We start from the raw sequence: 23,822 nt of genomic DNA, 5'->3' as shown, positions 1-23,822 counted from the left end.
GCCGCGTCCCGGGCGATCCGGCGGCGGTTGTCCGCGCCCGGCCGGCCCGGCCAAGCTCTCGGCCATGAACACCACGCCTTCCCTCCTCGCCGAGCTGGACGCGCTGCCCGCCCGGTGGGAGGTGCAGGGGACGCTCGCCGCGCCCCTCGCCGCGGTCGCCGGGCACCTGCTCGCCGTCGCCGAGGGACGGGTCGGCGACGACAACCTGCTGGTGCTGGCCCGGGCCACGGCGGCGCGGCGGGGCGCGATGACCGTCGTGGCCGGCCCCGGCGCCGGCGATTACCACGCCGAGCTGGCCGGTCCGGTGGGGCCGGTGCGGATCCAGGTCGACCCGGCCCGGTGCCGGGTCGCGGTGCAGAGCTGGTACGCCGGGACGTACGCCGTCGCCGCCGGCCCGGACGGCACGCGGGTGACCCACCGCGTGCACCGGGTCCTGACCGACCATCCGGGGTTCACGGCCGGGATCGCCGAGCTCGGGCTGCGGGCGCGCATGTCGCGCGATCTGCGCCGGGTGCTCGACGTGATCGCCGACCGCCTCGGCTGCTGACCATCCATTTCGCTATTCCAAGGAGCACACCATGTCCCTCTCCGAGACCGGGCTGAACCGGCTTCACGCGGTGCTCGCCGCACACGTCGACTCCGGGCCGATCCCCGGGCTCGTCGCCCTGGTCAGCCAGGGCGAGCAGACCCACGTCGAGGCGCTCGGGACGATGCGCCACGACGGGGGTGAGCCGATGCGCCGGGACACGATCTTCCGGATGGCCTCGACGTCCAAGCCGGTGTCGGTCGCGGCGGCGATGATCCTGCTCGACGAGTGCCGGCTGCGCCTCGACGACCTGGTCGAGCCGTGGCTGCCGGAGCTCGCCGACCGCCAGGTGCTCAAGCGGATCGACGCCCAGCTGGACGACACCGTGCCGGCCCGCCGGCCGATCACCGTGCGGGACGTGCTGACCTCGACGTTCGGCCTCGGCATGGACATGACGATGATCGGCACCCCGATCATGGGCGCGCTCTTCGAGCGGGGCATCACGCCCAACCTGCCGGTGCCGATGCCCGAGCCGGACGAGTGGATGCGCCGCCTCGGCACGCTGCCCCTGATGTACCAGCCGGGCGAGCGATGGCAGTACCAGATCAGCAGCGACCTGCTCGGCGTGCTCGTCGCCCGGGTCACCGGCCGGCCGTTCGACGAGTTCCTGCGCGAGCGCGTCTTCGAGCCGCTGGGCATGGTGGACACCGGCTTCGCCGTGCCCGCCGGCGACCTCCACCGGCTGCCGCCGCTCTACGCGCCGGACCCGGCGACCGGGGAGTTCCACGTGTGGGACCCGGCCGAGGGCGGCCGGCACAGCGCGCCGCCGGCGTTCCCGGGCGGTGGCGGTGGCCTGGTCTCCACCGCCGACGACTATCACGCGTACTTCCGGATGCTCCTCAACGGCGGCCGGCACGGCGACCGCCGCATTCTGTCCCGCGCCGCGGTCGAGCTGATGACCACCAACCGCCTCACCCCCGAGCAGCAGGGCCCGCGCGACGCCATGGCCCGCGACAACGTGCACATCTCGTTCGGCCAGGGCCAGCAGGGCGGCTGGGGCTTCGGCATGGCGGTGCGCACCTACCGCGGCGACTACGCGCCGATCGGTCAGTTCGGCTGGGACGGCGGAAGCGGCACCGCCACCTACGCCGACCCGGTCAACGGGCTCACCGGCATCCTGCTCTGCCAGGTCGGCTTCACGATCCCCGCCCCGGCCCAGCTCGCCAACGACTTCTGGACCACCCTCTACCAGGCGATCGAGGACTGACCCGCCGCTGCGAACGTCACTGGGAACGCCGCGTCAGGCGGGCGTGGCGTTCCCCTGCTGGACGATTCGGAGCGCGTTGCCGAACGGGTCGCGCAGGCCCATGTCGGTGCCGTAGAAGTGGTCGGTCGGCTCCTGGGTGAAGTCGGTGAAGCCGCGGGCCTTGAGGCTCTCGTACAGCCCCTTGACGTCGTCGGTGTTGAGCACCAGCCCGTTCAGGGCGCCCTTCGCGACCAGCTCGCGCAGCTGCTCGGCGGTCGCGTCGTCGTGCAACGGCGCCCCCGGCTGTTCCAGCGAGATCTCGGTGCCGCCGGCGTCGCCCGGCACCCGGACGGTCAGCCAGCGGTAGGGCCCCTGCTGCACGTCGTTGCCCTTCTCGAACCCGAGCATGCCGACGTAGAACTCCAGCGCCTCGTCCTTGTCGAGGACGTAGATGGACGTGACGTTCAGCTTCGTGATCATCGTGCGTTCCCCTCTGCCATGCCCTCAGGCTAGGGAAACCGCCCCGCCGGCGGCTTCTCCAAAACTGCTCGATCCCCCCGCGGCCGGGTGTTCACCATCTGAACACAGCCGGGCACGACGATCGGCCCGTTCCCCCGGCGGTAGTCCGACGGCGTCTCCCCGACGATCTCCCGGAACGTCCGGCTGAACGTGCCGAGGCTGGTGAACCCGACATCGGAGCACACGTCGGTGACGCTGCGCCCGGTCTCCCGCAGCAGAAACATGGACCGCTCGATCCGGCGCCGTTGCAGGTAGCGATGCGGCGTCTCGCCGAACACCGACCGAAAGCACCGGCTGAAGTGCGCCGGCGACAGGTAGGCGACGGCCGCGATCGCCGGAACATCGAGCGGTTCCGCGTACGCCCGGTCGATCGCATCCCGGGCACGCAGCAGCCGCCGGTTAAGGTCCTCGGCCTCGCGAGTCACCCCGCAATGCTAGGGACTCGGCGGCGCCGGAGCGTCAGAACCGCCGCCGACCGGCACCTGCGACCCGGCGGCGGCACCTGTGGGCCGCGCCGCCTCGTATGCCGCCAGCTGATCGGCGGCCGCCGTGTCCCGGTCGAGGCGCCGGACCTAGCCAGGCTGGGCCGCGCCGAGCCGGGCTGGGCCGCGCCGAGCCGGGCGCACAGCGCAGGGTCGTTGGCCGGCGCAGCACGCCGAGGCGTAGGCGTGGCCACGGGCTTGGGAGAGATACGCCGGCGGCGTGGCGAGGGCACTCCCGAAGCCGACCTGGACGAGCACCTCGCTCAGGCTAAGCGCGATGTCCGAATCCCGCCAGCAAATGAGGCGTCCGGGCGGCAGTGTGGAAAGCATGAAAACCATCGGCACGACGATCAAAAGCCCGCTGGGTGACCTGCGTCTGGTGGGGGAGGAGACCGCGGACGGCTTCGGTCTGCGCTCGCTCTCCATGTCCGGCGGCCGTAACTCTTCCCCACCCCGTGACTGGGTGGGGAGAGAATACGGCCCGCCTACGACAATCTCCGGCGAGCTGTCCACAGCGGGGCCGTTCCGCGAGATCGTCCGGCAGCTGGACGCGTACTTCGCGGGGGAGCTCACCCACTTCGACATCCCGTTCACCGCCGGCGGCACCGACCTTCAGCGGCGTGTCTGGCACGCACTGGACGAGATCCCGTACGGCATGACGACCACCTACGGCGCGCTGGCGGGGCGGCTCGGGGTGCCGCGCGAGCGGGTTCAGGCGCTCGGGGCGGCGATCGGCGCGAACCCGCTGCTGCTCGTGCGGCCCTGCCACCGGGTCATCGGCGCCGACGGGTCGATGCGGGGGTACGCCGGCGGCGTCGAGCGCAAGGTCTGGCTCCTCACCCATGAGGGCGCCCTGCAACCGGCCCTGCTGTGAACGGGCGGGGCATCGTGATCGACCGGGACGAGCTCGACGCGTACGGCTGCGTGCTCACCGGTCAACTGCTCACCCCGGCCGAGTGTCGCGGGCTCGCCGCCCTGTACGACGAGCCCGCGCGCTTCCGGACGACGGTGGACATGGCCCGCCACCGGTTCGGCTCCGGCCAGTACCGCTACTTCACCCACGACCTGCCGGACGTGGTGCGGGAGCTGCGACAGGCGTTCTACCCGCGCCTGCTGCCGATCGCCCGGGACTGGGCGGCCAGGCTCGGCAAGCCCGCGCCCTGGCCCGACGAGCTGGACGAGTGGCTGCGCATGTGCCACGCGGCGGGGCAGGCCAAGTCGGCGCAGATCCTGCTGCGCTACGGCCCCGGCGACTGGAACGCGCTGCACCGCGACGTGTTCGGCGACATGCTGTTTCCGCTCCAGGTCGTCGTCGGCCTCGACGCGCCCGGGGCCGACTTCACCGGCGGCGAGTTCCTGATGGTCGAGCAGCGGCCGCGCGCCCAGTCCCGTGGTTCCGCCACCACCCTGCCCCAGGGTCACGGCCTCGTCTTCACCACCAGGGATCGGCCGGTGGCGAGAAAAGGAGCGGCGAAAGGAGGGTGGTCGAACGCGCCGATGCGGCACGGCGTGAGCACCGTGCGCACCGGTCGCCGGCACACCCTCGGCCTGGTCTTCCACGACGCCGCATGACGCTGGCCGGGTGTTGGTAGCGTCATCGCCGCGCGCGGAGACGCGCGAAAAGCGCGCGCAAACCGGCGCACGGCGTCCTGGGGGAGTCGGCATGGGGCTTTGGGACAAGCTCAAGGGTGAGCTGATCGACATCATCGAGTGGCTCGACGACAGTCGGGACACCATCGTCTGGCGGTTCCCGCGGTACGAGAACGAGATCAAGATGGGCGCCAAGCTCATCGTTCGCGAGTCGCAGGCCGCCGTCTTCGTCAACGAGGGACAGGTCGCCGACGTCTTCACGCCCGGCACGTACACCCTGACCACGCAGAACATGCCGATCCTCTCGACCCTCAAGGGCTGGAAGTACGGCTTCGAGTCGCCGTGGAAGGCCGAGGTGTACTTCGTCAGCACCCGGCAGTTCACCGACATGAAGTGGGGCACCCAGAACCCGGTGATCGTGCGCGACCCCGAGTTCGGCGCGGTCCGGCTGCGCGCGTTCGGCGCGTTCGCGATGCGCGTCGTCGACCCGGCCACGCTGCTGCGCGAGCTGGTCGGCACCGACCCGCAGTTCCGCACCGAGGAGGTGCAGGAGTACCTGCGCCAGATGGTGGTCAGCCACCTCGGCAGCGCCCTGGCCACGGCCGGTGTCCCGATGCTCGACCTGGCGGCCAAGCAGCAGGCGATCGGCGCCACCCTCGCCACGGCGCTGACCGACGAGCTGGCGCCGAGCGGCATCGCGATCCCCAAGTTCATCATCGAGAACATCTCGGTGCCGCCCGAGGTCGAGGAGGCGCTGGACAAGCGCACGTCGATCGGTGTGGTCGGCGACCTCGACAGCTACACGAAGTTCCAGGCCGCGAACGCGATGGAGGACGCCGCCAACAACTCGGGCGGCGCCGGCGAGTCGTTCGGCTTCGGCCTGGGAATGGCCGCGGGCCAGCGGGCGACCCAGGCGATGAACACGCCGTCGCCGTCCGGGCCGCCGCCGTTGCCGGCGACCGCCGCCTGGTTCATCGGCGTCAATGGGCAACAGCAGGGGCCGTACGACCAGAATGCCCTTTCCTCGATGGCCTCCGCCGGTCAGCTGAGCCGCGAGACATTGGTCTGGAAGAACGGCATGGCGGCATGGACCGCCGCCGGTCAGGTGGGCGAGCTGGCCGGCGTTTTCGCCCAGGTGCCGCCGCCCCTTCCGCCGCAGGGCTGAGTGGCGATGACGCAAACGCAGTACCCGTGCGCCAACTGCGGGGCGAACATCGAGTTCGCCCCCGGCACCAACGTGCTCAAATGCCCGTACTGCGGGGCCGAGACGCAACTCGCGCCCACCGGGCGGCAAATTCGCGAGCATTCGTACGCGTCATTCGCCGGCCTGCCGCGCAAACCGATCGCGACGCTGGCCCCGTACGTCTTCACCTGCAAGGGCTGCGGCGCGGTCACCCAGAGCGACAAGATCTCCGACCGTTGCCAGTTCTGCGGCGCGCCCCTGGTCGCCGACGTCGACTCGGGCGACCAGGTGGTGCCCGAGGCGGTTCTGCCGTTCGCGATCGACCGGTCCGCCCTGCGCAAGGCATTGAAGGACTGGACGTCGTCGCGGTGGTTCGCGCCGAACGGTCTGAAAAAGGTGACCGCGGCCGAGTCGTCGCACAGCACCTACCTTCCCCATTGGACGTACGACACCCGCACGGTCTCGCGGTACCGGGGCGAACGCGGCGACCACTATTGGGTCACCGAGTCGTACACCGAGAACGGCGAGACGAAGACCCGTCAGGTGCAGCGAACCCGCTGGCGCTCGGCGAGCGGCGTGGTCTCCCGCGATTTCGACGACGTGCTGATCGCCGGCACCACCCGGATCGCCCCGAAACACCTGGACAAGCTCGAGCCGTGGCCGCTGCTGGACGCCGAGCCGTACCGGCCCGATTACCTGGCCGGGCACGAGACGCTCCGCTACGACGTCGAGCCGGAAGCCGCCCTCGAGACCGCGAAGTCGCGGATGGCGCCCGCCATCGACCGGGACTGCCGAGCCGACATCGGCGGCGACGAGCAGCGCGTGCACCAGGTCGACACCCAGTACGGCGACGTGACGTTCAAGCTGATGCTGCTGCCGGTCTGGATCGCGTGCTACCTGCACGCCGGCAAGACCTACAACATCATGGTCAATGCCCGTACGGCCGAGGTCGCCGGCGAACGCCCGTACAGCGCCGCGAAGATCACCGCCGCCGCGATCGCCGCCGCCCTGCTCATCACCGCCATCATCGTCCTGATCGCGATCAACCGATGACGCTCGTCCGCACCGGGAACCTGACCGTGCCGCTGCCCGTCGCCGCGGCCTTCCGCCTGTTCACCGCCGAGGGCGAACGCACCTGGGTGGACGGCTGGGACCCGCGTTTCCCGACGCCCGTCACCGACGACGCCGAGGCCGGAACCGTGTTCGTGACCGAACACGGCGGTCAGTCCGTCACCTGGCTGGTCGTCGACCGCGACGGCGACCGCCGCATCCGCTACGCCCGGGTGGCCGCCGCCCGCGACGCCGGCACGGTCGAGGTCCGCCTGACGCCGGCCGGGGAGCACACCGAGGTCGAGGTCACGTACGCGCTGACCGCCCTGACCCCCGAGGGCGGTGAGTGGCTGCACGAGTTCGCGGCGCACTACCCGCACATGATGCGGTCGTGGGAGTCGGCGATCGCGCGGTCGCTCGGAGGGGGCGAGGATGACGGCGAGTGACGAGGAGCGCGCGGCGCGCGGCGGCTGGTGAAGCGCGGTCTGCGGCGATCTCTGCGAGCTGACCTGACGTCGCGAATCTGGGGGAGCGCCGGCCGAAGCCGGGTAGTCCGACCGCATCCCGCGTCCCCTCGCGCCGCCATACGGTGGCCCGATCCCGCCCGCTGAGGCGCGGGAACGGAGAGAGGAGACGACAGTGGTCGGCGGTTTGAAGCACCTCACGGTGGGGCTGGTCTCGGCCGGAGCGCTGGTCGCGGCGACGGCGCTGCCGGCGTCCGCGGCGACGCCGGCACGGGCGGGCGCGGATGCGTCTTTTACCCGGATCTTCGAGGGAGTAGGTTCCGGGCCCAGCGCGTTCAATGCCATCCGCAAGGCTCGCGCCGACGCCCAGAGTCAGGCCGAGGCGGCCGGGTTCGACCCGGCGCGCTGTGACGAGGGCACGCCGGACGTCGACATGATCCGGCCGGCCGGGTGGGTCGCCTTCCTCGACCTCTTCTGCTGAGCGGGGGCCTCTTCCCCGGAGCCGGGCGAGACCACCCCGGCGTCGCAATCCCGACGGGCCGGTTCCGGGCGACCGGCCGCACCCCCTATCGTGCGCCGCAAGCGGACGGGGGAGTGGGTCGATGTGACGCAGGCCGTGAGCGTACGGCTGGGTGGTCTCGCCGTGGTCGGGCGCCGCGCCGAGCTGGCCCTCGTGCGCGACGCGGTCGAGGCGGCCGCGCGTGGGTCCGGCGGCGTGCTGTTCCTGGTCGGCGAGGCCGGCATCGGCAAGACCCGGCTGGCGGCCGAGGCGATGCGACTGGCCACCGAGGCCGGTCAGCGGGTGCTGCGGGGCCGGGCCACGACACCGTCCGCGCAGTTCCGGGCGCTGCGCGAGGCGTTCATGTCGGTGCTGCGGCGGTCGGCTCCGCCGGACGACACGCGGCTGATGCCGTACCGTCCCGCGCTCTCCCGGCTCGTGCCGGAATGGCGGCTGGAACGCCCGTCCGGCCCCGACGACTCCCCGGTCGTGCTGGCCGAGGCCGTGCTGCGCCTGCTGGTGTCGCTCGGCGGCCGGAGCGGCTGCGTGGCCGTGCTCGAGGATCTGCAGGACGCGGACGGCGACACCCTCGCGGTGATCGATTACCTGGTCGACAACCTGGAACACGAGCCGGTGCTGATCGTGGCGACGCTCCGGCCGGAGCCGAGCGCCGGCCTCGACCTGCTGCGCGCGGCGAGCCGGCGCCGGGCCGCCGCCGTCCTCGAACTGGCCCGCCTCGGCGACGAGGACGTCATCCGGCTCGCCGCCCAGTGCCTGGACGTGCCGCCCGATCGGGTTCCGGAGCCGGTGCTCAGCCGGCTGCTGGAGGCGGCCGACGGGGTGCCGTTCCACGTCGAGGAGCTGCTCGCCGGGATGGTCGGCGAGGGCGCGCTGATCCCGGAGGGGACGGGCTGGCGGGTTCGCGGACCGTGGCGGTCCCGGGTGCCGCCGACCCTCGGCGCCGCCGTCGCCGCGCGCGCCGAGCGGCTCGGTCCGCCGGGCCGGGCCCTGGTGGAGGCGGCGGCGTTGCTCGGCCGCCGGTTCCCGGCCTCGGTGGCGGGCGCGGTCGCCGGCGTCGCCGGCGAGGAGCTGTCCGCGTGCCTGCGCCGGGCGGCCGACGCCCAGTTGCTGCTGCCCGGCGACGAACCGGACATGTACGTCTTCCGCCACGCGCTGACCGCGGAGGCCCTGAGCGCCGGGCTGACCGCCGCCGACCGGGCGGACCGGTGCCGCCGCGCGGCGCAGGTGATCGAGCGATGGCATCCCGACCTCCCGCTCGGCTGGGGCGACCTGGCCGCCCGGCTCTGGCATCAGGCGGGCGACGGCCGGCGGGCCGCCGAGGTGCTCGGCCTGATCGCCCGCCGGGCCTGGACGCAGGGCGCCGTCTCGACCGCGATCGCGCAGGCCGAGCGCGGTCTGTCCCTGGTGGACCGGGAGCCGGCCGGCGACGCGGCGACGACCGAGCTGCGCGAGGTGCTGCTCGACGCGCTGATCGACGCGGGCGAGATCGAACGCGCGGCCGAGCTCGGCGGCTGGCTGGATCTGCACGCCACGGCCGGGCGCCGGGCGGCGGTGCATCTGCGGCTCGCGCGGGCGGCCGCGGCGGCGGGCCGGTGGGCGGAGGGCTTACACCAGATTGCGATCGTACGAGAACTGGTCGCCCCCGATGCCGGACCGGGAATCACCGCCGAGATCGACGCCGTCCAGGCGTGGCTGACGTTCTGCCACCCCGCCCCCGACCGGATGGCCCGGGCCCAGCGGCTGGCCGAACGCGCGCTGCGCTCGGCCGAGGAGGGCGGGCAGCCGGAGGTCGCGTGCGCCGCCCTCGAGGTGCTGGCCAGCTGCGCCCGGCGGGACGACCTCGCGGCCAGCCGCGCGTTGTGCGACCGGGCCCTGGCCATCGCGGAACGACACGGCATGACGACTTGGCGCATCCGGTTCCTGTTCCATCTCGGCGTGCTCGACGGGATCCACGAGGCGGAGCCGGCCCGGCTGGCGCTGGCCCACGACACCGCGGTCGCGGCCGGCGCCGTGGTCACCGGCCTGGTGATCCAGTGTGAGCTGGCGATGGTGCACCTCAGCCGCGGCGAGTACGAGGCGGCCGAGCGGTGTGCGCGGGCGTCCGAGGAGGCCGCCGCCCGGTTGCGCCTGGCCGAGACCCGGCTGATCGCGCTCGCCCTGCGCGTCTGCGTGGCGGCCCATCGCGGCCGGCGGGACCGGGCCGAGCAGCTGCACGCGAAGTACCGCATTCTCGGCGGCGAGGAGATCGACCACGCGGCCGCGGTCTGGGGTCTCGGCCTCGCCTTCTCCGCGCTGCTGGAGGAGGACCGGGACCGGGCGTGGCTCAACCTGCGGCAGGCGATCGCGAAGGAGGACGACCGGCCGCCGCACTACCTCTCCTTCAACCGGGGGCCGCATCTGCTGCTGGCGACACTGGCCGGGACGGCCGGCCGGGCCGAGCACGACGAGCTGGCCTCCTCGGCGCACGGGCAGGCCCGGTGGAACCGGCAGTTCGTCATGCTGAGCCGGGCCGTCCTCGAGGGACGGGAGGGCCACGCCGCCGCGGCCACGGCGGCGATGGCGGAGTTCGAGATGCTGGCCGCGCCCTACCCGCTGGCTCACCACCTGGGACTCCGGCTGGTCGGCGAGCGGGCCTTCGCCGACGGCTGGGGCACGCCGATGGCCTGGCTGGCCACGGCGGAGACCCATTTCCAGGCGACCGAGGCCGTACGCGTGGCCGCCGCCTGCCGCGGGCTGCTGCGCGAGATGGGGGCGCCGGTACGGCAGCGGCGCCGCGGCTCCGATCGGATCCCGGTCTCGCTCCGGCGGCTCGGGGTCACCGTACGGGAGCATGAGGTTCTGCATCTGGTGGCCGAGCGTCTCGGCAACAAGGAGATCGCCGGCCGGCTGTTCCTGTCGCCGCGCACGGTGGAGAAACACGTGGCCAGCCTGCTGGTGAAGACCGGCCAGGACGATCGGGCGGCCCTCGTGCACTTCGCCGCGCAACTGCGAAATGTGGGTAGTGCCGAGGAGAAACTGGGTTGATCGGGTCGGCCATGGCCGCCGCCGCCTCGACCACACTTCGGAGAAAAGTTCGACTGCGGGGGGCAGTGGACATGACCGAACGATCGACAACATTCCTGGGCGGCGCCGTCGCGACCTTCGCGACGCTGGCCCTGACCGGCGCCGCACCGGCCAGCGCCTGGACGGCGATGAACAGCCCGAGCCCGAGCCGATCCGCCAACAACCTGCGAGGGGTGGCCGAGGTCGGCCCCGACGCCGTGTGGTCGGTGGGCGATTGGCGCGACGACGTGAGCGGCCGGCGGCGCACGCTGACGCAGCACTGGGACGGCGCCGCCTGGCGCACGGTGAACAGCCCGGACGCCCACCTGGGCGACGACACGCTGACGGCGGTGGCGGGCGCGTCGCCGACCGACCTGTGGGCGGCCGGATTCTCGACCGCGGCCGGGGAGACGGACCCGGAGCAGGGCGTTCCGCTGATCCTGCGCGGTGACGGCGTCTCGTGGTCCGTCGAGAGCCTCGACGTGCCGGGCACCTCCGGGTCGCTCGCCGCGATCGCCATGCTCGCGCGGGACGACGGCTGGGCGGTCGGCTCGTACCGGCCGGACCGCGCCACCGCGCCCCGGGGCCTGACCCTGCATTGGGACGGCGACGCGTGGCGCCCGGTCGCGGCGCCGGCCGACGGTTCGCGGCCGGTGCATCTCACCGGGGTGAGCGGCACGAGCGCCGGCGACGTCTGGGCGGTGGGCTACAGCGGTGGGCTCGGCGCCGATGAGCAGCCGGTGGTCGAGCACTGGGACGGGCAGGCCTGGCGGCAGATCAAGCTGGATGTCGCGCCGGGATCACGATCGGCGCTCTTCGGCGTGACGGCCACCGGCGACCAGGTGTGGGCGGTGGGGTACCGGCGCGAGGCGGGCGAGCGGCAGCCGTACGCGCTGCGCTGGTCCGGAAACGGCTGGCAGGAGGTGTTCGGCAGCGCGCCGGGCGACGCCGAGCTGCACAGTGTCGTGGCGCTGGCGACCGGGGTCTGGGCCGTCGGCTACCTCGCCGACCGGGCCGCCGACACGGCCCTGGTGATGTCCTCCGACGGCGCCGTTCTCACCTTGGAACAGCTGCCGCCACCGCCCGCGTCGACCGGAAACGTGGCCGGCACGGCGTTGAGCGCGATCGCGGGCGCCGGTGACCTGTGGGCGGTCGGCTGCCTCGGCCTCAACACCCAGGTGCTCAGGAGAAAGGTAGGGGGCTGACCGGGCCGTTTGGGGGCCGCGCACCCATGTGCGCGGCCGCGCGGGTCGGCAGCGTTCTCGGCAGGAACAACCACCGAGAACGGAGTACCGGAATGAGACTGTCCCGCCTGATCGCCGCCCCGCTGGCGGCCGGCATCCTGATGCTGACCCAGATCGCCGGCGTCGGCCCGGCGCGGGCCGCCACCGGCGACCTCGCCTGCAACTACGACTTCGTCAGCTTCAACGCCTGCCTCGACTTCACGCACACGGGCCTGAACGAGTGGCGCGCCCACGTCGGCCTCGACGCGGCCATGTCGCAGCAGTACGCCCAGGAGATCATCGACCACGGCTCGAACTTCCGCGCGTCGCTCTTCGGCGACGACAACGGCCGGCGGCAGTTCCTCGGCACCCTGACCCTCATGCCGGGCTGGCCGTCCGCCGGTCCGACCGGCCTCGGGGCCGAACTGTCGGCGACCCTGTCGAGCACCACGCTCGACGAGGACCGCAACGACGAGGACGAGATCTTCGCGGAAATCACATACTTCGACTACCACCAGGGCGTCAACGTCCCGCACACGACCGGAATCGTGCACGGCGAGTTCGCCCCGGTCACCGAGGGCGGCGGGGGCGGCTGCATCGTGGTGTGCCCGTAACGACCGCGTGTGGGCTTCGCCCCGGGTCCGCGGGGCGAAGCTTCACGCCGCGGCGATTCCTTTGCCGGTGCCCGGAGGTCTGCCTGTCATGACCCGAGATTCGCAAGACTCCGTCCTGACCCGTGCCTTCGCCAGCACCCGGACCGTGCTGGCCAAGGTCGGACCCGACCAGCTGGATGCCGCGACGCCGTGCGCGTCGTGGAACGTGCGCGCGTTGATCAACCATTTCATCGGCTCGGTCCGCTGGGGCGCGTCGGTCGTCACGGGCGGGGAGATCGCCGACCAGGACTACGCGGCCGGCGACTTCCTGGCCGCCTATGACGACAGCACCGAAGTGGCACTGGCCGCCTTCGGTTCCCCGGGCGTCCTGGCGAAGACGTTCCCGCTGCCGTTCGGCGAGTTCTCCGGCGCGGGCGTGCTGGCGATGGTCGCCCGGGACCAGTTCACCCACGGATGGGATCTCGCCCGCGCGATCGGCTACCACACCGATCTGGACCCCGGGCTCGCCGAGGAGCTGCTCGTGCAGGCCCGGGTCGAGATCCTCGACGCCTACCGCGGGCCCGACGGCGTGGCCATCTTCGGACCCGAGGTCGAGGCGCCCGCCGGCGCGGGCCCGGCCGACCGGCTGGCCGCCTTCCTCGGCCGCTCCTAGCGGATCAGGCGTCCGGCGGCCGGGCGTCCAGGGCGTTGGCCCGGCCGGTGAGGTACCGCCGCTCGGGGAGGCTGGCGGTGCGGCGCGCGGCCTGCCGATAGTCGGCGGCGGCGCCGGCCGGGTCGCCGGCGAGCTGCCTCAGGTGCGCCCGGGTGGTCAGGAGCCGGTGGTTGTGCCGCATCCGCTCGTCCGACTCCAGCGCGGCGACCAGCGCCAGCCCGGCCCCGGGACCGTGCACCATCGCGGTGGCCACGGCCCGGTTCAGGGTCGTCATCGGGTTCGGCGCGACCCGGTCCAGCAGCTCGTAGAGTCCGAGGATCTGCGGCCAGTCGGTGTCGTCCATCGTGGGCGCCTCGTCGTGCACGGCCGCGATCGCCGCCTGGAGTTGGTAGGGGCCGGGCGTGCCGCGGGGGAGGGCCTCGGAGACCAGGGCGACGCCCTCGGCGATCAAGGACCCGATCCATCGCGTACGGTCCTGCTCGTCCAGCGGGATCAGGGCGCCGTCGGTTCCGGTGCGTGCCGGGCGCCGCGCGTCGGTGAGCAGCATCAGGGCCAGCAGGCCGGACGTCTCGGCGTCCGCGGGCAGCAGCCGGCACAGCAAGCGGGTCAGGCGGATGGCCTCGCCGGACAGCCCCGGCGCGGTCAGGTCCTCGCCCGAGGACGCGGTGTAGCCCTCGCTGAAGATCAGGTAGAGGACGTGCTGCACCGCCCGCAGCCGCTCACGGCCCTCGCCGTCCGGCAGCTCGAACGCGATGCCGCCGGCCTTGATCGCCGCCTTCGCCCGGCTGATGCGCTGCGCCATCGTCGCCTCGGGCACGAGGAAGGCGGCGGCGATCTGGGCCGTCGTCAGGCCGCCCACGGCCCGCAGGGTCAGCGCGATCTGACTGGGCACCGACAGCGCCGGGTGGCAGCACAGGAACAGCAGCTTCAGCGAGTCGTCCCGGTCGGCCGCCGCCCGGTCCGCGTCGGCCGGGCCGGCGAGCAGCTCGGACTGCGGCGTGCCGGCGAAGACCGCGTCCTCGCGCAGGCGGCGCGAGTCCTCGTTGCGCATCTCGTCGATCATCACGCGGGACGCGACGGTCAGCAGCCAGCCGCGCGGATTGTCGGGGATCCCGTCCCGCGGCCAGCGCCGGGCGGCCCGGAACAACGCCTCCTGGGTGGCGTCCTCGCCGGCGTCGAACCGGCCATAGCGGCGGGTGAGCGCGCCGAGGACCTGCGGCGCCAGCTCGCGCAGCAGGTCCTCGATCGGCTCGCCGGGCGTCACACGTCGTTCGCGGACTCGTGCAGGATCGGCCAGACCTCGGTCGGGTGCTGGTCCGCCCACGGCATCAGCGCGGCGAGCTCGTACGCGCGCTGCTCGCTCTCGACGTCGACCAGGTAGAAGGAGGCCATGTACTCCTTCGTCTCGAGATAGGGGCCGTCGCTGACCACCGGGGCGCCGTCCTTGCGGGTGACCAGCTTCGCCATGGCGACGTCGGCCAGCCCGTACCCGCCGAGCAGCTCCCCGGTCGCCGTGTACTTCTTGTTGTAGGCGTCCTGCTTGGCGATCTCGGCGGCCCAGTCGTCGGCCGCGAGCGCCGACCACTTCTCCTGGTTGCCGTAGATCATCAGAAGGTATTTCACCGCGGGTTCCTCTCCTCGGCTCTCATCAAGCATCCTCACCGAGCAGACGAAGCCGCACCGGCCGTCTCGACATGTCGAGGACCGCGGCCCGGCTTCGTCGTCCCTTCGGAAGCAACCGTTCGAGTATCCGGAGGACCACCATGTTCACGTCGTTCCTGGCCCGCCGTCCCGTCTGGCAGGTCAACTGGCTGGCCGCCCTGGCCGCCTGCGTCGCCGTCGAGGCGTGGGGACTGGCGGCCCGCGCGGCCGGGGTGCCGATGCGGGCGGCCGGCCTCGGCTCACACCACGCCACCCCGATCACCGTCGGCATGTTCGCGATGGGCACGCTGGTCGTCACGTTCTGGTTCACGTTCGCCGTCGTGCTGATCGCCCGGTTCGCGGCCAACCCCCGGCGGGCGTACCTGCGCACGGCGCTGCCGCTGCTCGTCCTGTCGCTCGCGGTGCCGCTCACGGCGGCGGACACGGCGGTCTCGACGGGGATCACCCTCGCCGCCGCCCACCTGATCGCCGGCGCGATCATCATCCCGGCGGTCGCGCGGCGTTTGCCTCAGGAATCGCGGCGCGGCAATCACCTCGTACGCGTCAATAGTCCTTCTTGATCACGAAGAAGGAGCCGCGGATCGTGCCCGCCAGCTTCGACTTCTGCCGTGCGAACTTGAACGACCCGAGTTCGGCGGGAACCTCCATCCCCTCGGCGAGCTTGAACCCGACCGCCCGTTTGCCGCCGTCGTCGACGGTGTACATCACGTTGATCGACAGGCCGCTCTCGTAGAAGACGTAGGCCATCCGGATGTTCTCGACCTGGAACGCGGTCGCCTCGAGCGGGGGAGAGGCGATGACGATGCCGCGTTCCTCGTCGAGGATCCGGCTCACCCAGTCGACGGCCGACCGGGCCTCGCTCGCCGGCTCGACCGTGAAGACGTGGCCGTACTTGTTCTTGAAGTACCGGGCCTCGTTCGCCCGCAGCCCCGCCAGCGCGCCGGCGACGGGTGACGACTCGAGTCCGACGGTCGACACCGTCTCGAAGTCCACGGCATAGGACATGGCGGTTCCTCCGGTCAGCAGATCGTCAACCTGCAGTATTCGACATTTCCGCGGGTCGCACCGGGGGATAGCCTCGTGTCGTGGCCCCTACCCGAACCGGGCTCCTCGTCGTCGCGGCCGCCTTCGCCGTCATCGGCGGCTGCATGGGCGTCGGCAGCCTGACCATGGTCGTGCCCGACTGGCGGGCGGCGCACGGCGGCGGCACCACTGGAACGATCACGCTCACCGAACCGGGCTCCTGCGACCGGTGGCAGCCACCCCGGCAGCGCTGCGGCTGGTTCGGCGACTTCGTGAGCGACGACGGCAAGGACGTGCGCCGAGGAGTCGACCTGGCCGGCGGCCTGCCGGACGGCGCGGCGATCGGCGACACGATGCCGGCCCGCGACACCGGCAGCCGGACCGCCGTCTACCTGCTGACGGACAAGTCGACCTGGAAGAACTCCGCCGGCTTCGCCGCCCTCGGCCTCGGCGCCTGCCTTCTCGGCGTCCTCGTCCTCCAGCCCTGGAGATGGTTCCGCCGCCGCCGGTCCGTCTCATGAGCGAGCATGCCGAACCTCGCCACCACCTGCTCGGCCTGATCAACGGGTTCCGGATCGCGCAGGCCCTGCACGTCGCGGCCGTGCTGCGGCTGTCGGACCACCTCGCGGAGGGTCCTCGCACGGCCGACGACCTGGCCGCGGCGACCGGCTGCGACCCACGCTCGCTGCGCCGGTTGCTGCGCGCGCTCGCCTCGGCCGGTGTCTACGCCGAGGCGCCGGACGGGCGCTTCAGCTCCACCGCGCTCGGTGCGGGGTTGCGGGGCGGCGCCGAGGGCCTGGGCGATTGGGCCGCGTTCGTCGGCGCCTCGTCGATGTGGAGCGCCTGGGGCGCGCTCGAGCACAGCGTCCGTACCGGCGAGAACGCTTTCGCGTCCGTGCACGGCGAGTCCGTGTGGGAGTACCGCGCCCGCCATCCCGCCGTCGGCGCCGACTTCGACGCGGCCATGGCCGCTCTGTCCCGCCACGTCGCCGACGCCGTTCTCGAGGCGTACGACTTCGCCGCGTTCGGCATCGTCGCCGATATCGGCGGCGGTAACGGCGCCCTGCTCGCGACCGTGCTGGGCCGCCATCCGCACCTGCACGGACATCTGCTCGACCAGGCCCACGTCGTCGGCGCCGCGCCGGCCGTGCTCGCGGCGGCCGGCGTGGCCGACCGCTGCGAGATCCATGCCGGCGATCTCTTCACGGCGGTGCCGGCCGGCGCCGACGCCTACCTGCTGAAGTCGATCCTGCACGACTGGCCCGATGAGGCCGCCGTGGCCATCGCCCGCACCTGCCGCCGCGCGATGCGGCCCGGTTCGGTGATGCTGGTGCTGGAACGGGTGCTCACCGGGCCGCCGCATTCGCCCGCGGGCCTGCCGGCGGCGTTCTCCGATCTCAACATGCTCGTCGGGCCCGGCGGCCAGGAACGAACGCGGGCCGAGTACGAGAACCTGCTCCGCGCGGCCGGCCTGCGGGTCACCCGCGTCGTCCCCACCGGCACGGAGTTCTCGGTCATCGAGGCGGCGCCGATCCCGTAGAAAATTATCCGCAGGAGCTGTCGATAACGCCGTGCCCGATCGTCGTCAGGGTGGAAGCGGCCGATCGGCGGCCACCCGACATGAGGGAGACCATCATGCGTTACCTGTTGCTGATCTACAGCGAGGAAACCACCGCCGCGCCCGATCCGGCCGAGGCCGAGACGGTGATGAACGAGTACTGGGCGTACAGCAACGCGATCAACGAGGCCGGGGTCAGCTCGGGCGGCGAGGCCCTGCAGGACAGCAAGACGGCCACCACCGTACGGGTCAAGGACGGCGAGCGGGTGGTGACCGACGGGCCGTTCGCCGAGACGCGCGAGGTTCTCGGCGGCTACTACCTGATCGACGTGCCCGACCTGGACGCGGCGATCGACTGGGCGGCGAAGTGCCCGGGCTCGAAATACGGATCGGTCGAGGTGCGGCCGATCATGGAGTTCTCCTGATCGCGGAGGTCACCGATGGGTACGGCGGCCGACTCGGTCGAGGCGGTCTTCCGCGAGGAGTGGGGGCGCCTGCTGGCCGCGCTCGTGCGTTCTCTCGGCGACCTCGACCTGGCCGAGGAGGTCGCCGCCGACGCCCTCGCCACCGCGTTGCAGCGGTGGCCGCGTGACGGGGTGCCCAACCGCCCGGCGGCGTGGCTGCTGACCACGGCCCGCCACCGGGCGGTCGACCTGCTGCGGCGTGACCGGGTGCTGGCGGCGAAGCTGGCCCTGCTGCAGGTGGAGGCGGACCGGTACGAGCCGCCACCGCCGGAGCCCGCCGATCCGGACGACGTGCCGGACGAGCGACTGCACCTCTTCTTCACCTGCTGCCACCCGTCGCTGGCGCTCGAGGCGCAGACCGCGCTGACCTTGAACTGCCTCGGCGGTCTCACCACGCCCGAGGTCGCCCGCGCGTTCCTCACCCCGAACGCCACGATGGCCCAGCGGCTGGTGCGGGCGAAGCGCAAGATCCGCGAGGCCCGGATCCCCTTCCGCGTGCCGCGAGCCCATGAGCTTCCGGTACGCCTCCCGGCGGTGCTCCGGGTGATTTATCTGATCTTCACCGAGGGGTATGCCGCGACCGGTGGCCCCGCCTTGACCCGTCCCGAGCTGGCCGACGAGGCGGTGCGGCTGGCCCGGATCCTGCACCGCCTGATGCCCGAGCAGCGGGAGGTGGCCGGCCTGCTGGCGCTCATGCTGCTCATCGACGCCCGCCGCGACGCGCGGGTGGACGAGCGCGGCGAGCTGGTGCTGCTCGACGACCAGGACCGCTCCCGCTGGGACGCCGGCAAGATCGAGGAGGGGCGCCGGCTCGTGGTCCAGGCGCTGACCGGGGGCCCGCCCGGCCCGTACGCGCTGCAGGCCGCCATCGCCGCGGTGCACGACGAGGCGGCGACGGTCGCGACCACCGACTGGCCGCAGATCGTCGCGCTGTACGACGTACTCCGTACGGTGTCGCCCTCGCCCTTGATCGACCTCAACCGGGCGGTGGCGGTCGCCATGGTCGACGGCCCCGCGGCCGGGCTCGCGCTGCTGGACGCCCTGGCGGCGGACCGGCGGCTGGCCGGCTATCACCTGCTCCCGGCGGCCCGCGCCGACCTGCTGCGGCGCCTGGGCCGCACCACGGAGGCCGCGGAGGCGTACCGGCAAGCGCTTGATCTTGTCGGCAATGGGCCGGAGCGAGCGTTCCTCGAGCGCCGCCTGCGTTTTTGCTCAGGTCGCGGGTTGTAGAGCCGACTCAGATTCGGCAGCAGCATCCCCCGTCTGGTCAGGAGATCGTCGTGGCTGAGCTTCCTCGCCTCGGTACGCCCATGTTCATGGTGCACACCGAGGACACCAACTATCGTTCCCGGCTCGAGGCCGTCGAGGGTGACATGCTGAGCCTCGCCGCGCCGCTGGAGACCGAGGGCCCCGAGGCGCCACGGCCGGGCCAGACGGTCGACATCTTCTGGGCGCAGCCCCGGGCCCGGGTCATCCTGCCCTGCCGGCTGGTCGAGATCACCGACAGCGCGCCGTACCGCTGGACCCTCAAGCCCATCGGCCCGCCGCAACCGAGCAACCGGCGAGAGTTCGTACGGGGTGGTGGCGGCCCCGCCGTGCAGCTCGGCCCCGAGCCCGAGGAGACGCCGCTGCTCGGGCGGCTGCTCGACATCAGCGAGGGCGGCCTGCGCTGCCTGGTGCTCGAGAAGCCGGTGCTCAAGGTGGGCGACCCGATGGCGGCCGCCCTGCGCCTGGACACCGGCGACGTCGAGGTCGTCGGCACCGTGCACACCGTGCGCGAGGCGTACGGCGAGCCCGGCTACGAGGTGATCCTCATCTTCCGCTCCGACGAGACGACCGCCCAGCTGATCCGCCAGCACGTCTTCACGTGGGAGATCACCGAGCGCCAGCGCGAGGCCTCCTGATCCGGCCCTACTCGACGGCCTCCGCCTCGTTGACCTCCTCGTTGACCTCCTCATTGACCGGCGACGAGGTGTACAGCTCGACCTCCCAGTGCTCGGCCAGCACCTCTTCCTCGTCGTCGGCCTCGAGGTAGCTGCGGACCCGGACCCCGAGGCCGAGCCGGTTCGCGGCCCGCAGGTGCTCGGTCACGTCCTCGATGCTGGTCAGGTAGTGGGTGGCGATCAGGTCGGGCTGCTCGGCGGTCTCTTCGACATCAGTCACGGCACCAGGGTAGGTGGCGGCCCGCTAGCAGTTGGTGACGGAGCCGGTCTTGCCCCACGAGCAGGTGTCGATCGTCGTGGCCTTGGTGTTCTTCAGCCAAGCCGTGTCCCCGTCGTTGTTCCAGATGTAGTTCCCGGAACCCCAGTGCTTGTTCAGGGCTGCGTCGGCGCCCTTTCCGGTGTGGACGTACAGGGACGCCTTCGCCGGCAGCGCGGTGGCCTTGAACGTATAAATGTGGTTCGCCTTGTCCCGAACCGTCCAGCCGCCCAGCTGAATGGTCGCCGACGTGTTGTTGGTCAGCCGGAAGTACTCGGCGTTCAGGCTGGTGTTGCTGCGGTTGTCGGTGCCCGGCGAGTTGTAGTAGAACCGGGTGAACGTCACCGCCGGAGTCGCCGCCTCGGCCGTAGCCGCGACACCGATTCCGGCGGTCGTCGCCGCGATGACCGTGAGGCCGAAAAGAATACGTTTCACCTTCACTTGCGGACCTCCGTGGTCGGGTCTGTGCTCGACCACTTAACGACACCTCCGCGACCGGCGATGTCCGCCGATCGTCCAGTTTCGATCAGCCGTTCCGATCCCACCTTCCAGGGAGGTCAGCGGTCATGGCCGAGGTCATCGCCGGCTTCACGATTCCCGAGACGGCGGCGGTCGCCGAGGCGACCGGCCGGGTCCGCGACACCACCGTCCCCGTCATCTACCACCATTCCCGGCGGGTCTTCTTCTTCGGCCTGATGCACGCGCACCGGCTCGGCTGGAACCCGGACCCGGAACTGCTCTACTTGGCCGCCATCTTCCACGACACCGGTCTCCGGACCGCCTTTTCCGACACCGTCCAGCGCTTCGAACTCGACAGCGCCGACCACGCCCGCAAATTCCTGCTCGACCACGATTTCCCGGCGACCGCGGCCGAGACGGTCTGGACGGCGATCGCCCTGCACACGACGCCCGGCGTCCCCGCCCGGATGGCCCCGGAAATCGCGGCCACGTATTTCGGCGTCCTGACCGACGTGGTCGGTTTCGGCCGGGACGACCTGGAACAGGACCGGGTCGCGGAAATCCTCGCCGCCCATCCCCGAGACAATTTCAAGAGCAATTTCCTGAGCGCGTACGTCGACGGCCTGAAGGATCGCCCCGAAACCACGATCGGCACCGTGAATGCCGACGTCCTCGAGCATTTCGTTCCGGGTTTCCAGCGCACAACTACGGTCGAACGCATCCTCGGCTCGTCCTGGCCGACCTGACCCCGGCGCGCTTGCCGACCTGTCCGGAGTGACGGCCGAGGCCGTGGACGTCGTGGACCGCGCCTGGGACTCGAGCCGGACGTTGCCGTTGCCGCCAAGCTGACCGTAACGCGACTGGGTGTGTCCGTGCGGTAATCCCATCGGCGTTCGGGCTCGTCACCGGCGGGACGGCACAGGCACCCGGCGCGCGTCTACGAGGATGACAGCGGCGGGTTGCCGGCGTACCGCGTCGATGCGGTGGAGAAGCCGGTGCCATCGTTCCCGTCGGCGCGGGTCGAGGTGGTGCCCGAGGTGATTCGCGAGCATCCGGTGCCGACTCCGGTCACCGACGAGCTCGCGGCCGGTGGGGACTTGGATCTGCCCTCTCTTGACGGAGTAGCCATCGAAGCGCTTCGATGGCCATGCTGGCGTGCCCGTGGCGACTCCCTTCGCCGGGCTCGGGCCGGAGACACCGCCGGTTCCAGCGCTCGAGACCGTCCGAGAGGAAGTTCCATGAGTTCGACAGTCAGGAGGGCCGGGCTCGCGTTCCTTGCCGCCGCCCTGGCCTTCGCCGGAGCCGTGTACGGCGTGACGAGACCGGCATCGGCCGACGTCGCGGCCCAGCTGACCGCTCCTCAGCTGGTGGCCGACATGGGCGCCGGCTGGAATCTGGGCAACCAGCTCGAAGCCAACTCCAACGGAATCCCCAGCGAGACGGCGTGGGGCAACCCGGTCATCACGCAGGCCCTCATCGATCGGGTGAAGGCGTCGGGCTTCAAGACGATCCGCATCCCGGTCTCCTATTTGGGCAACATCGGGGCCGGCCCGAACTACACGGTCAATGCCGCGTGGCTGACCAGAATCGCGGAAGTGGTCAATTACGCGTACAACCAAGGTCTCTATGTCCTGATCAACATGCACGGTGACGGATACAAGTCCGTCACCGGCTCCTGGCTGATCTGCGACTCGTCCGACCAGACGACGATCAAGGACCGGTACCAGAAGGTCTGGCAGCAGATCGCGACGAAGTTCCAGAGCTACAACGAGCACCTGATCCTCGAGTCCATGAACGAGGAGTTCGACGGGCAGTACGGCAATCCGACCTCGGCCTGCTATTCGAACATCAACGCCTACAACCAGATTTTCGTGGACACGGTCCGGCGGACCGGCGGCACCAACGCGTCGCGGTGGCTGCTCGTCCCCGGCTGGAACACCAACATCGAGTACACCGCGGGCAACTACGGCTTCGTGCTGCCCACCGACCAGTATCGGTCCAGCTCCATCCCCAGCGGCGAGCAGCGGATCATGATCTCCGTGCACTATTACGACCCGTGGGATTTCACGGGCCAGGAGGACGGCAACATCACGCAATGGGGATCGGCCGCCACCAATCCGGCGAAGAAGTCGACCTGGGGACAGGAAGACTACATGGACACCATGCTGAAGAAGATGTACGACGCTTTCGTCGTACGCGGATATCCGGTGTTCGTGGGTGAGTACGGCGCTATCGACAAGACGTCGTTCGACTCGGCGAACAACACGTATCGCACGAACTTCGCGCGCGCCCTGGTGTCCACCGCCAAGAAGTACGGCGCCGCCACCGCGTACTGGGACAACGGCTACAACGGCCAGTACGGGTTCGGCCTGTTCAACCGCAGCTCCGCGACGGTGACCCAGCAGGGCATCATCAGCGCCATCGTCACGGCCGCCGGGGGAAGCCAGCCGACCACCCCGCCGACGACGCCGCCCACGACGCCGCCGACGACCAGGCCCACCACGCCACCGCCGACCACGCCACCGCCGACCACCCCCGGCGGCACCGGCGCCTGCAAGGTCAGTAACGCGGTCAACGCGTGGAACACCGGGCTGACCAACAACATCACCATCACCAACACCGGCACGGCCGCCATCAACGGCTGGACGCTGACCTTCACCCTGGCCGCCGGGCAGACGATCGTCTCCGGCTGGAGCGCCACCTACTCGCCGGCCAGCGGCACGGTGACCGCCACCAACGCCAGTTACAACGGCTCGCTGCCGGCGGGAGGCTCGGCCACCATCGGCTATCAGGCCAACCACACCGGCAACGCCGCCGCCCCCACCGGCTTCAAGCTCAACGGCGCCACCTGCGGCTGACCCCACCACGACGGGCCGGCGCCGATAAGAGGCGCCGGCCCGATCAGTCCCCGGCGCCCCGGAGAGGCGCCGGCCCGGTCAGTCCCGGAGCCGGCCCAGCGGCGATCGGTCGCCGACGGACCACCGGTGGCCGAAGGGATCGGTGAAACCGCCCTGACGGTGCGTGCCCCAGGGCGTCTGGTGATCCTCGATGGCCGACCCCGCTGTGGCGCCGGCCGCGACGGCGCGCTCGATGACGCGGTCGGGGTCGTCGGCGAACATCTCGATCCGGGTGCTGGTGACGCCCGCCTGACCGGGACTGGTCTCGGCGGGATTGTCCGGGTTGACCTCATGCAGGAAGAACGGGGCGCCGGCGATTTCGAGGCCGGCCACGCCACCGAGGTTCCACAGCTCGGAGGCGCCCAATGCCGTTTTGTACCAGGAGATCGCGGCGTCGGCGTCCGGAACGATGAGCATCACCGAGATCACATTCGGAACCTCTGTCATGC

At 71.6% G+C, this 23,822-nt stretch carries 28 protein-coding genes; 20 read left to right on the top strand and 8 right to left on the bottom strand.

What is annotated here, in order from left to right:
* Positions 1–64 precede the first annotated feature (64 nt).
* Together ACZ6TB_RS36635 and ACZ6TB_RS36630 are read left to right on the top strand one after the other, a co-directional pair.
* Positions 65–547, top strand: a complete 483-nt coding sequence (locus tag ACZ6TB_RS36635) for a hypothetical protein (protein ID WP_465562472.1) — start codon at positions 65–67, stop codon at positions 545–547.
* A 31-nt stretch (positions 548–578) separates the two neighbouring features.
* A complete protein-coding gene (locus ACZ6TB_RS36630) occupies positions 579–1,793 on the top strand; it encodes a serine hydrolase domain-containing protein (RefSeq protein ID WP_465562471.1) in 1,215 nt (404 codons plus the stop codon).
* Positions 1,794–1,826: 33 nt separating this feature from the next.
* Here ACZ6TB_RS36630 and ACZ6TB_RS36625 read toward each other — a convergent pair whose 3' ends face one another.
* Positions 1,827–2,252 (bottom strand): VOC family protein, encoded by a 426-nt coding sequence (locus ACZ6TB_RS36625; protein ID WP_465562469.1) that lies wholly within the window; start codon positions 2,250–2,252, stop codon positions 1,827–1,829.
* Positions 2,253–2,281: 29 nt separating this feature from the next.
* Positions 2,282–2,716: a helix-turn-helix transcriptional regulator gene (locus ACZ6TB_RS36620; protein WP_465562467.1), complete on the bottom strand. Its 435-nt coding sequence runs from the start codon at positions 2,714–2,716 to the stop codon at positions 2,282–2,284.
* 385 nt (positions 2,717–3,101) lie between these two features.
* Between ACZ6TB_RS36620 and ACZ6TB_RS36615 the strand changes: the two genes are divergently transcribed.
* The 10 genes from ACZ6TB_RS36615 (at position 3,102) to ACZ6TB_RS36570 (ending at position 13,111) form a co-directional block, all read left to right on the top strand.
* Positions 3,102–3,647: a methylated-DNA--[protein]-cysteine S-methyltransferase gene (locus tag ACZ6TB_RS36615; RefSeq protein WP_465562465.1), complete on the top strand. Its 546-nt coding sequence runs from the start codon at positions 3,102–3,104 to the stop codon at positions 3,645–3,647.
* Positions 3,644–4,345: a 2OG-Fe(II) oxygenase gene (locus ACZ6TB_RS36610; protein ID WP_465562463.1), complete on the top strand. Its 702-nt coding sequence runs from the start codon at positions 3,644–3,646 to the stop codon at positions 4,343–4,345. The genes ACZ6TB_RS36615 and ACZ6TB_RS36610 overlap by 4 nt, the downstream gene beginning before the upstream one ends.
* A gap of 91 nt (positions 4,346–4,436) precedes the next feature.
* Positions 4,437–5,528 (top strand): SPFH domain-containing protein, encoded by a 1,092-nt coding sequence (locus ACZ6TB_RS36605; RefSeq protein ID WP_465562461.1) that lies wholly within the window; start codon positions 4,437–4,439, stop codon positions 5,526–5,528.
* 6 nt (positions 5,529–5,534) lie between these two features.
* Entirely contained in the window at positions 5,535–6,599 is a 1,065-nt protein-coding gene (locus ACZ6TB_RS36600) for a TFIIB-type zinc ribbon-containing protein (protein WP_465562459.1), read from the top strand.
* Positions 6,596–7,042 carry an SRPBCC family protein gene (locus tag ACZ6TB_RS36595; RefSeq protein WP_465562458.1) on the top strand — a complete coding sequence of 149 codons (447 nt, stop codon included), beginning with the start codon at positions 6,596–6,598 and terminating at the stop codon, positions 7,040–7,042. The genes ACZ6TB_RS36600 and ACZ6TB_RS36595 overlap by 4 nt, the downstream gene beginning before the upstream one ends.
* A 193-nt stretch (positions 7,043–7,235) precedes the next feature.
* On the top strand, positions 7,236–7,541 hold the full coding sequence (locus tag ACZ6TB_RS36590; RefSeq protein WP_465562456.1) for a hypothetical protein: 306 nt from the start codon (positions 7,236–7,238) through the stop codon (positions 7,539–7,541).
* A gap of 123 nt (positions 7,542–7,664) precedes the next feature.
* A complete protein-coding gene (locus ACZ6TB_RS36585; protein ID WP_465562454.1) occupies positions 7,665–10,604 on the top strand; it encodes a helix-turn-helix transcriptional regulator in 2,940 nt (979 codons plus the stop codon).
* A 71-nt stretch (positions 10,605–10,675) separates the two neighbouring features.
* Positions 10,676–11,827: a hypothetical protein gene (locus ACZ6TB_RS36580; protein WP_465562453.1), complete on the top strand. Its 1,152-nt coding sequence runs from the start codon at positions 10,676–10,678 to the stop codon at positions 11,825–11,827.
* 92 nt (positions 11,828–11,919) lie between these two features.
* Positions 11,920–12,459, top strand: coding sequence for a hypothetical protein (locus tag ACZ6TB_RS36575; RefSeq protein WP_465562451.1), 540 nt, complete (start codon positions 11,920–11,922; stop codon positions 12,457–12,459).
* Positions 12,460–12,547: 88 nt separating this feature from the next.
* Entirely contained in the window at positions 12,548–13,111 is a 564-nt protein-coding gene (locus ACZ6TB_RS36570; protein WP_465562449.1) for a TIGR03086 family metal-binding protein, read from the top strand.
* A 4-nt stretch (positions 13,112–13,115) separates the two neighbouring features.
* On the opposite strand, the gene ACZ6TB_RS36565 is transcribed toward ACZ6TB_RS36570, so the two are convergent.
* Entirely contained in the window at positions 13,116–14,375 is a 1,260-nt protein-coding gene (locus tag ACZ6TB_RS36565; RefSeq protein WP_465562447.1) for an RNA polymerase sigma factor, read from the bottom strand.
* The gene (locus ACZ6TB_RS36560; protein WP_465562445.1) at positions 14,372–14,734 is read right to left on the bottom strand and encodes a YciI family protein; all 363 of its coding nucleotides are present in this window, start codon (positions 14,732–14,734) and stop codon (positions 14,372–14,374) included. The genes ACZ6TB_RS36565 and ACZ6TB_RS36560 overlap by 4 nt, the downstream gene beginning before the upstream one ends.
* A gap of 140 nt (positions 14,735–14,874) precedes the next feature.
* On the opposite strand from ACZ6TB_RS36560, the gene ACZ6TB_RS36555 reads away from it, so the two are divergent.
* Positions 14,875–15,333, top strand: coding sequence for a DUF6069 family protein (locus tag ACZ6TB_RS36555; RefSeq protein WP_465562443.1), 459 nt, complete (start codon positions 14,875–14,877; stop codon positions 15,331–15,333).
* Here ACZ6TB_RS36555 and ACZ6TB_RS36550 read toward each other — a convergent pair.
* The gene (locus ACZ6TB_RS36550) at positions 15,317–15,778 is read right to left on the bottom strand and encodes a phage tail protein (RefSeq protein WP_465562441.1); all 462 of its coding nucleotides are present in this window, start codon (positions 15,776–15,778) and stop codon (positions 15,317–15,319) included. The two genes, ACZ6TB_RS36555 and ACZ6TB_RS36550, sit on opposite strands and share 17 nt — an antisense overlap.
* Before the next feature lie 80 nt (positions 15,779–15,858).
* On the opposite strand from ACZ6TB_RS36550, the gene ACZ6TB_RS36545 reads away from it, so the two are divergent.
* The 5 genes from ACZ6TB_RS36545 to ACZ6TB_RS36525 all read left to right on the top strand — a co-directional run bounded on the left by ACZ6TB_RS36545 (position 15,859) and on the right by ACZ6TB_RS36525 (position 19,722).
* Positions 15,859–16,317 carry a hypothetical protein gene (locus ACZ6TB_RS36545; protein ID WP_465562439.1) on the top strand — a complete coding sequence of 153 codons (459 nt, stop codon included), beginning with the start codon at positions 15,859–15,861 and terminating at the stop codon, positions 16,315–16,317.
* Entirely contained in the window at positions 16,314–17,336 is a 1,023-nt protein-coding gene (locus ACZ6TB_RS36540; RefSeq protein WP_465562437.1) for a methyltransferase, read from the top strand. The genes ACZ6TB_RS36545 and ACZ6TB_RS36540 overlap by 4 nt, the downstream gene beginning before the upstream one ends.
* Before the next feature lie 95 nt (positions 17,337–17,431).
* Entirely contained in the window at positions 17,432–17,779 is a 348-nt protein-coding gene (locus tag ACZ6TB_RS36535; RefSeq protein WP_465562436.1) for a YciI family protein, read from the top strand.
* Between the two features lie 15 nt (positions 17,780–17,794).
* Positions 17,795–19,048, top strand: coding sequence for an RNA polymerase sigma factor (locus ACZ6TB_RS36530; protein ID WP_465562434.1), 1,254 nt, complete (start codon positions 17,795–17,797; stop codon positions 19,046–19,048).
* Positions 19,049–19,098: 50 nt separating this feature from the next.
* Positions 19,099–19,722, top strand: a complete 624-nt coding sequence (locus tag ACZ6TB_RS36525) for a PilZ domain-containing protein (RefSeq protein ID WP_465562432.1) — start codon at positions 19,099–19,101, stop codon at positions 19,720–19,722.
* A 7-nt stretch (positions 19,723–19,729) separates the two neighbouring features.
* Here ACZ6TB_RS36525 and ACZ6TB_RS36520 read toward each other — a convergent pair whose 3' ends face one another.
* Both ACZ6TB_RS36520 and ACZ6TB_RS36515 read right to left on the bottom strand, forming a co-directional pair.
* A complete protein-coding gene (locus tag ACZ6TB_RS36520) occupies positions 19,730–19,981 on the bottom strand; it encodes a hypothetical protein (protein WP_465562430.1) in 252 nt (83 codons plus the stop codon).
* A gap of 24 nt (positions 19,982–20,005) precedes the next feature.
* Complete coding sequence (locus ACZ6TB_RS36515; protein WP_465562428.1) at positions 20,006–20,458, bottom strand: lamin tail domain-containing protein; 453 nt, start codon at positions 20,456–20,458, stop codon at positions 20,006–20,008.
* A gap of 125 nt (positions 20,459–20,583) precedes the next feature.
* Here ACZ6TB_RS36515 and ACZ6TB_RS36510 point away from each other — a divergent pair, with 125 nt between their 5' ends.
* Positions 20,584–21,222 (top strand): HD domain-containing protein, encoded by a 639-nt coding sequence (locus tag ACZ6TB_RS36510; RefSeq protein ID WP_465562426.1) that lies wholly within the window; start codon positions 20,584–20,586, stop codon positions 21,220–21,222.
* Between the two features lie 492 nt (positions 21,223–21,714).
* Positions 21,715–23,334 (top strand): cellulase family glycosylhydrolase, encoded by a 1,620-nt coding sequence (locus tag ACZ6TB_RS36505; RefSeq protein WP_465562424.1) that lies wholly within the window; start codon positions 21,715–21,717, stop codon positions 23,332–23,334.
* A 78-nt stretch (positions 23,335–23,412) separates the two neighbouring features.
* On the opposite strand, the gene ACZ6TB_RS36500 is transcribed toward ACZ6TB_RS36505, so the two are convergent.
* Complete coding sequence (locus ACZ6TB_RS36500) at positions 23,413–23,820, bottom strand: VOC family protein (protein ID WP_465562423.1); 408 nt, start codon at positions 23,818–23,820, stop codon at positions 23,413–23,415.
* Positions 23,821–23,822 lie beyond the last annotated feature (2 nt).

The sequence above is a fragment of the Actinoplanes sp. NPDC051537 genome, assembly GCF_055586105.1.
Note: the sequence above shows the minus strand (reverse complement) of the source record. Positions and strands in the feature narration are given on the sequence as shown.

Coding starts and splice junctions, on each gene's coding strand:
- ACZ6TB_RS36635 (WP_465562472.1), top strand. CDS start 65: ATGAACACCACGCCTTCCCTCCTCGCCGAGCTGGACGCGCTGCCCGCC.
- ACZ6TB_RS36630 (WP_465562471.1), top strand. CDS start 579: ATGTCCCTCTCCGAGACCGGGCTGAACCGGCTTCACGCGGTGCTCGCC.
- ACZ6TB_RS36625 (WP_465562469.1), bottom strand. CDS start 2,252: ATGATCACGAAGCTGAACGTCACGTCCATCTACGTCCTCGACAAGGAC.
- ACZ6TB_RS36615 (WP_465562465.1), top strand. CDS start 3,102: ATGAAAACCATCGGCACGACGATCAAAAGCCCGCTGGGTGACCTGCGT.
- ACZ6TB_RS36605 (WP_465562461.1), top strand. CDS start 4,437: ATGGGGCTTTGGGACAAGCTCAAGGGTGAGCTGATCGACATCATCGAG.
- ACZ6TB_RS36600 (WP_465562459.1), top strand. CDS start 5,535: ATGACGCAAACGCAGTACCCGTGCGCCAACTGCGGGGCGAACATCGAG.
- ACZ6TB_RS36595 (WP_465562458.1), top strand. CDS start 6,596: ATGACGCTCGTCCGCACCGGGAACCTGACCGTGCCGCTGCCCGTCGCC.
- ACZ6TB_RS36580 (WP_465562453.1), top strand. CDS start 10,676: ATGACCGAACGATCGACAACATTCCTGGGCGGCGCCGTCGCGACCTTC.
- ACZ6TB_RS36575 (WP_465562451.1), top strand. CDS start 11,920: ATGAGACTGTCCCGCCTGATCGCCGCCCCGCTGGCGGCCGGCATCCTG.
- ACZ6TB_RS36570 (WP_465562449.1), top strand. CDS start 12,548: ATGACCCGAGATTCGCAAGACTCCGTCCTGACCCGTGCCTTCGCCAGC.
- ACZ6TB_RS36555 (WP_465562443.1), top strand. CDS start 14,875: ATGTTCACGTCGTTCCTGGCCCGCCGTCCCGTCTGGCAGGTCAACTGG.
- ACZ6TB_RS36550 (WP_465562441.1), bottom strand. CDS start 15,778: ATGTCCTATGCCGTGGACTTCGAGACGGTGTCGACCGTCGGACTCGAG.
- ACZ6TB_RS36540 (WP_465562437.1), top strand. CDS start 16,314: ATGAGCGAGCATGCCGAACCTCGCCACCACCTGCTCGGCCTGATCAAC.
- ACZ6TB_RS36535 (WP_465562436.1), top strand. CDS start 17,432: ATGCGTTACCTGTTGCTGATCTACAGCGAGGAAACCACCGCCGCGCCC.
- ACZ6TB_RS36530 (WP_465562434.1), top strand. CDS start 17,795: ATGGGTACGGCGGCCGACTCGGTCGAGGCGGTCTTCCGCGAGGAGTGG.
- ACZ6TB_RS36510 (WP_465562426.1), top strand. CDS start 20,584: ATGGCCGAGGTCATCGCCGGCTTCACGATTCCCGAGACGGCGGCGGTC.
- ACZ6TB_RS36505 (WP_465562424.1), top strand. CDS start 21,715: ATGAGTTCGACAGTCAGGAGGGCCGGGCTCGCGTTCCTTGCCGCCGCC.
- ACZ6TB_RS36500 (WP_465562423.1), bottom strand. CDS start 23,820: ATGACAGAGGTTCCGAATGTGATCTCGGTGATGCTCATCGTTCCGGAC.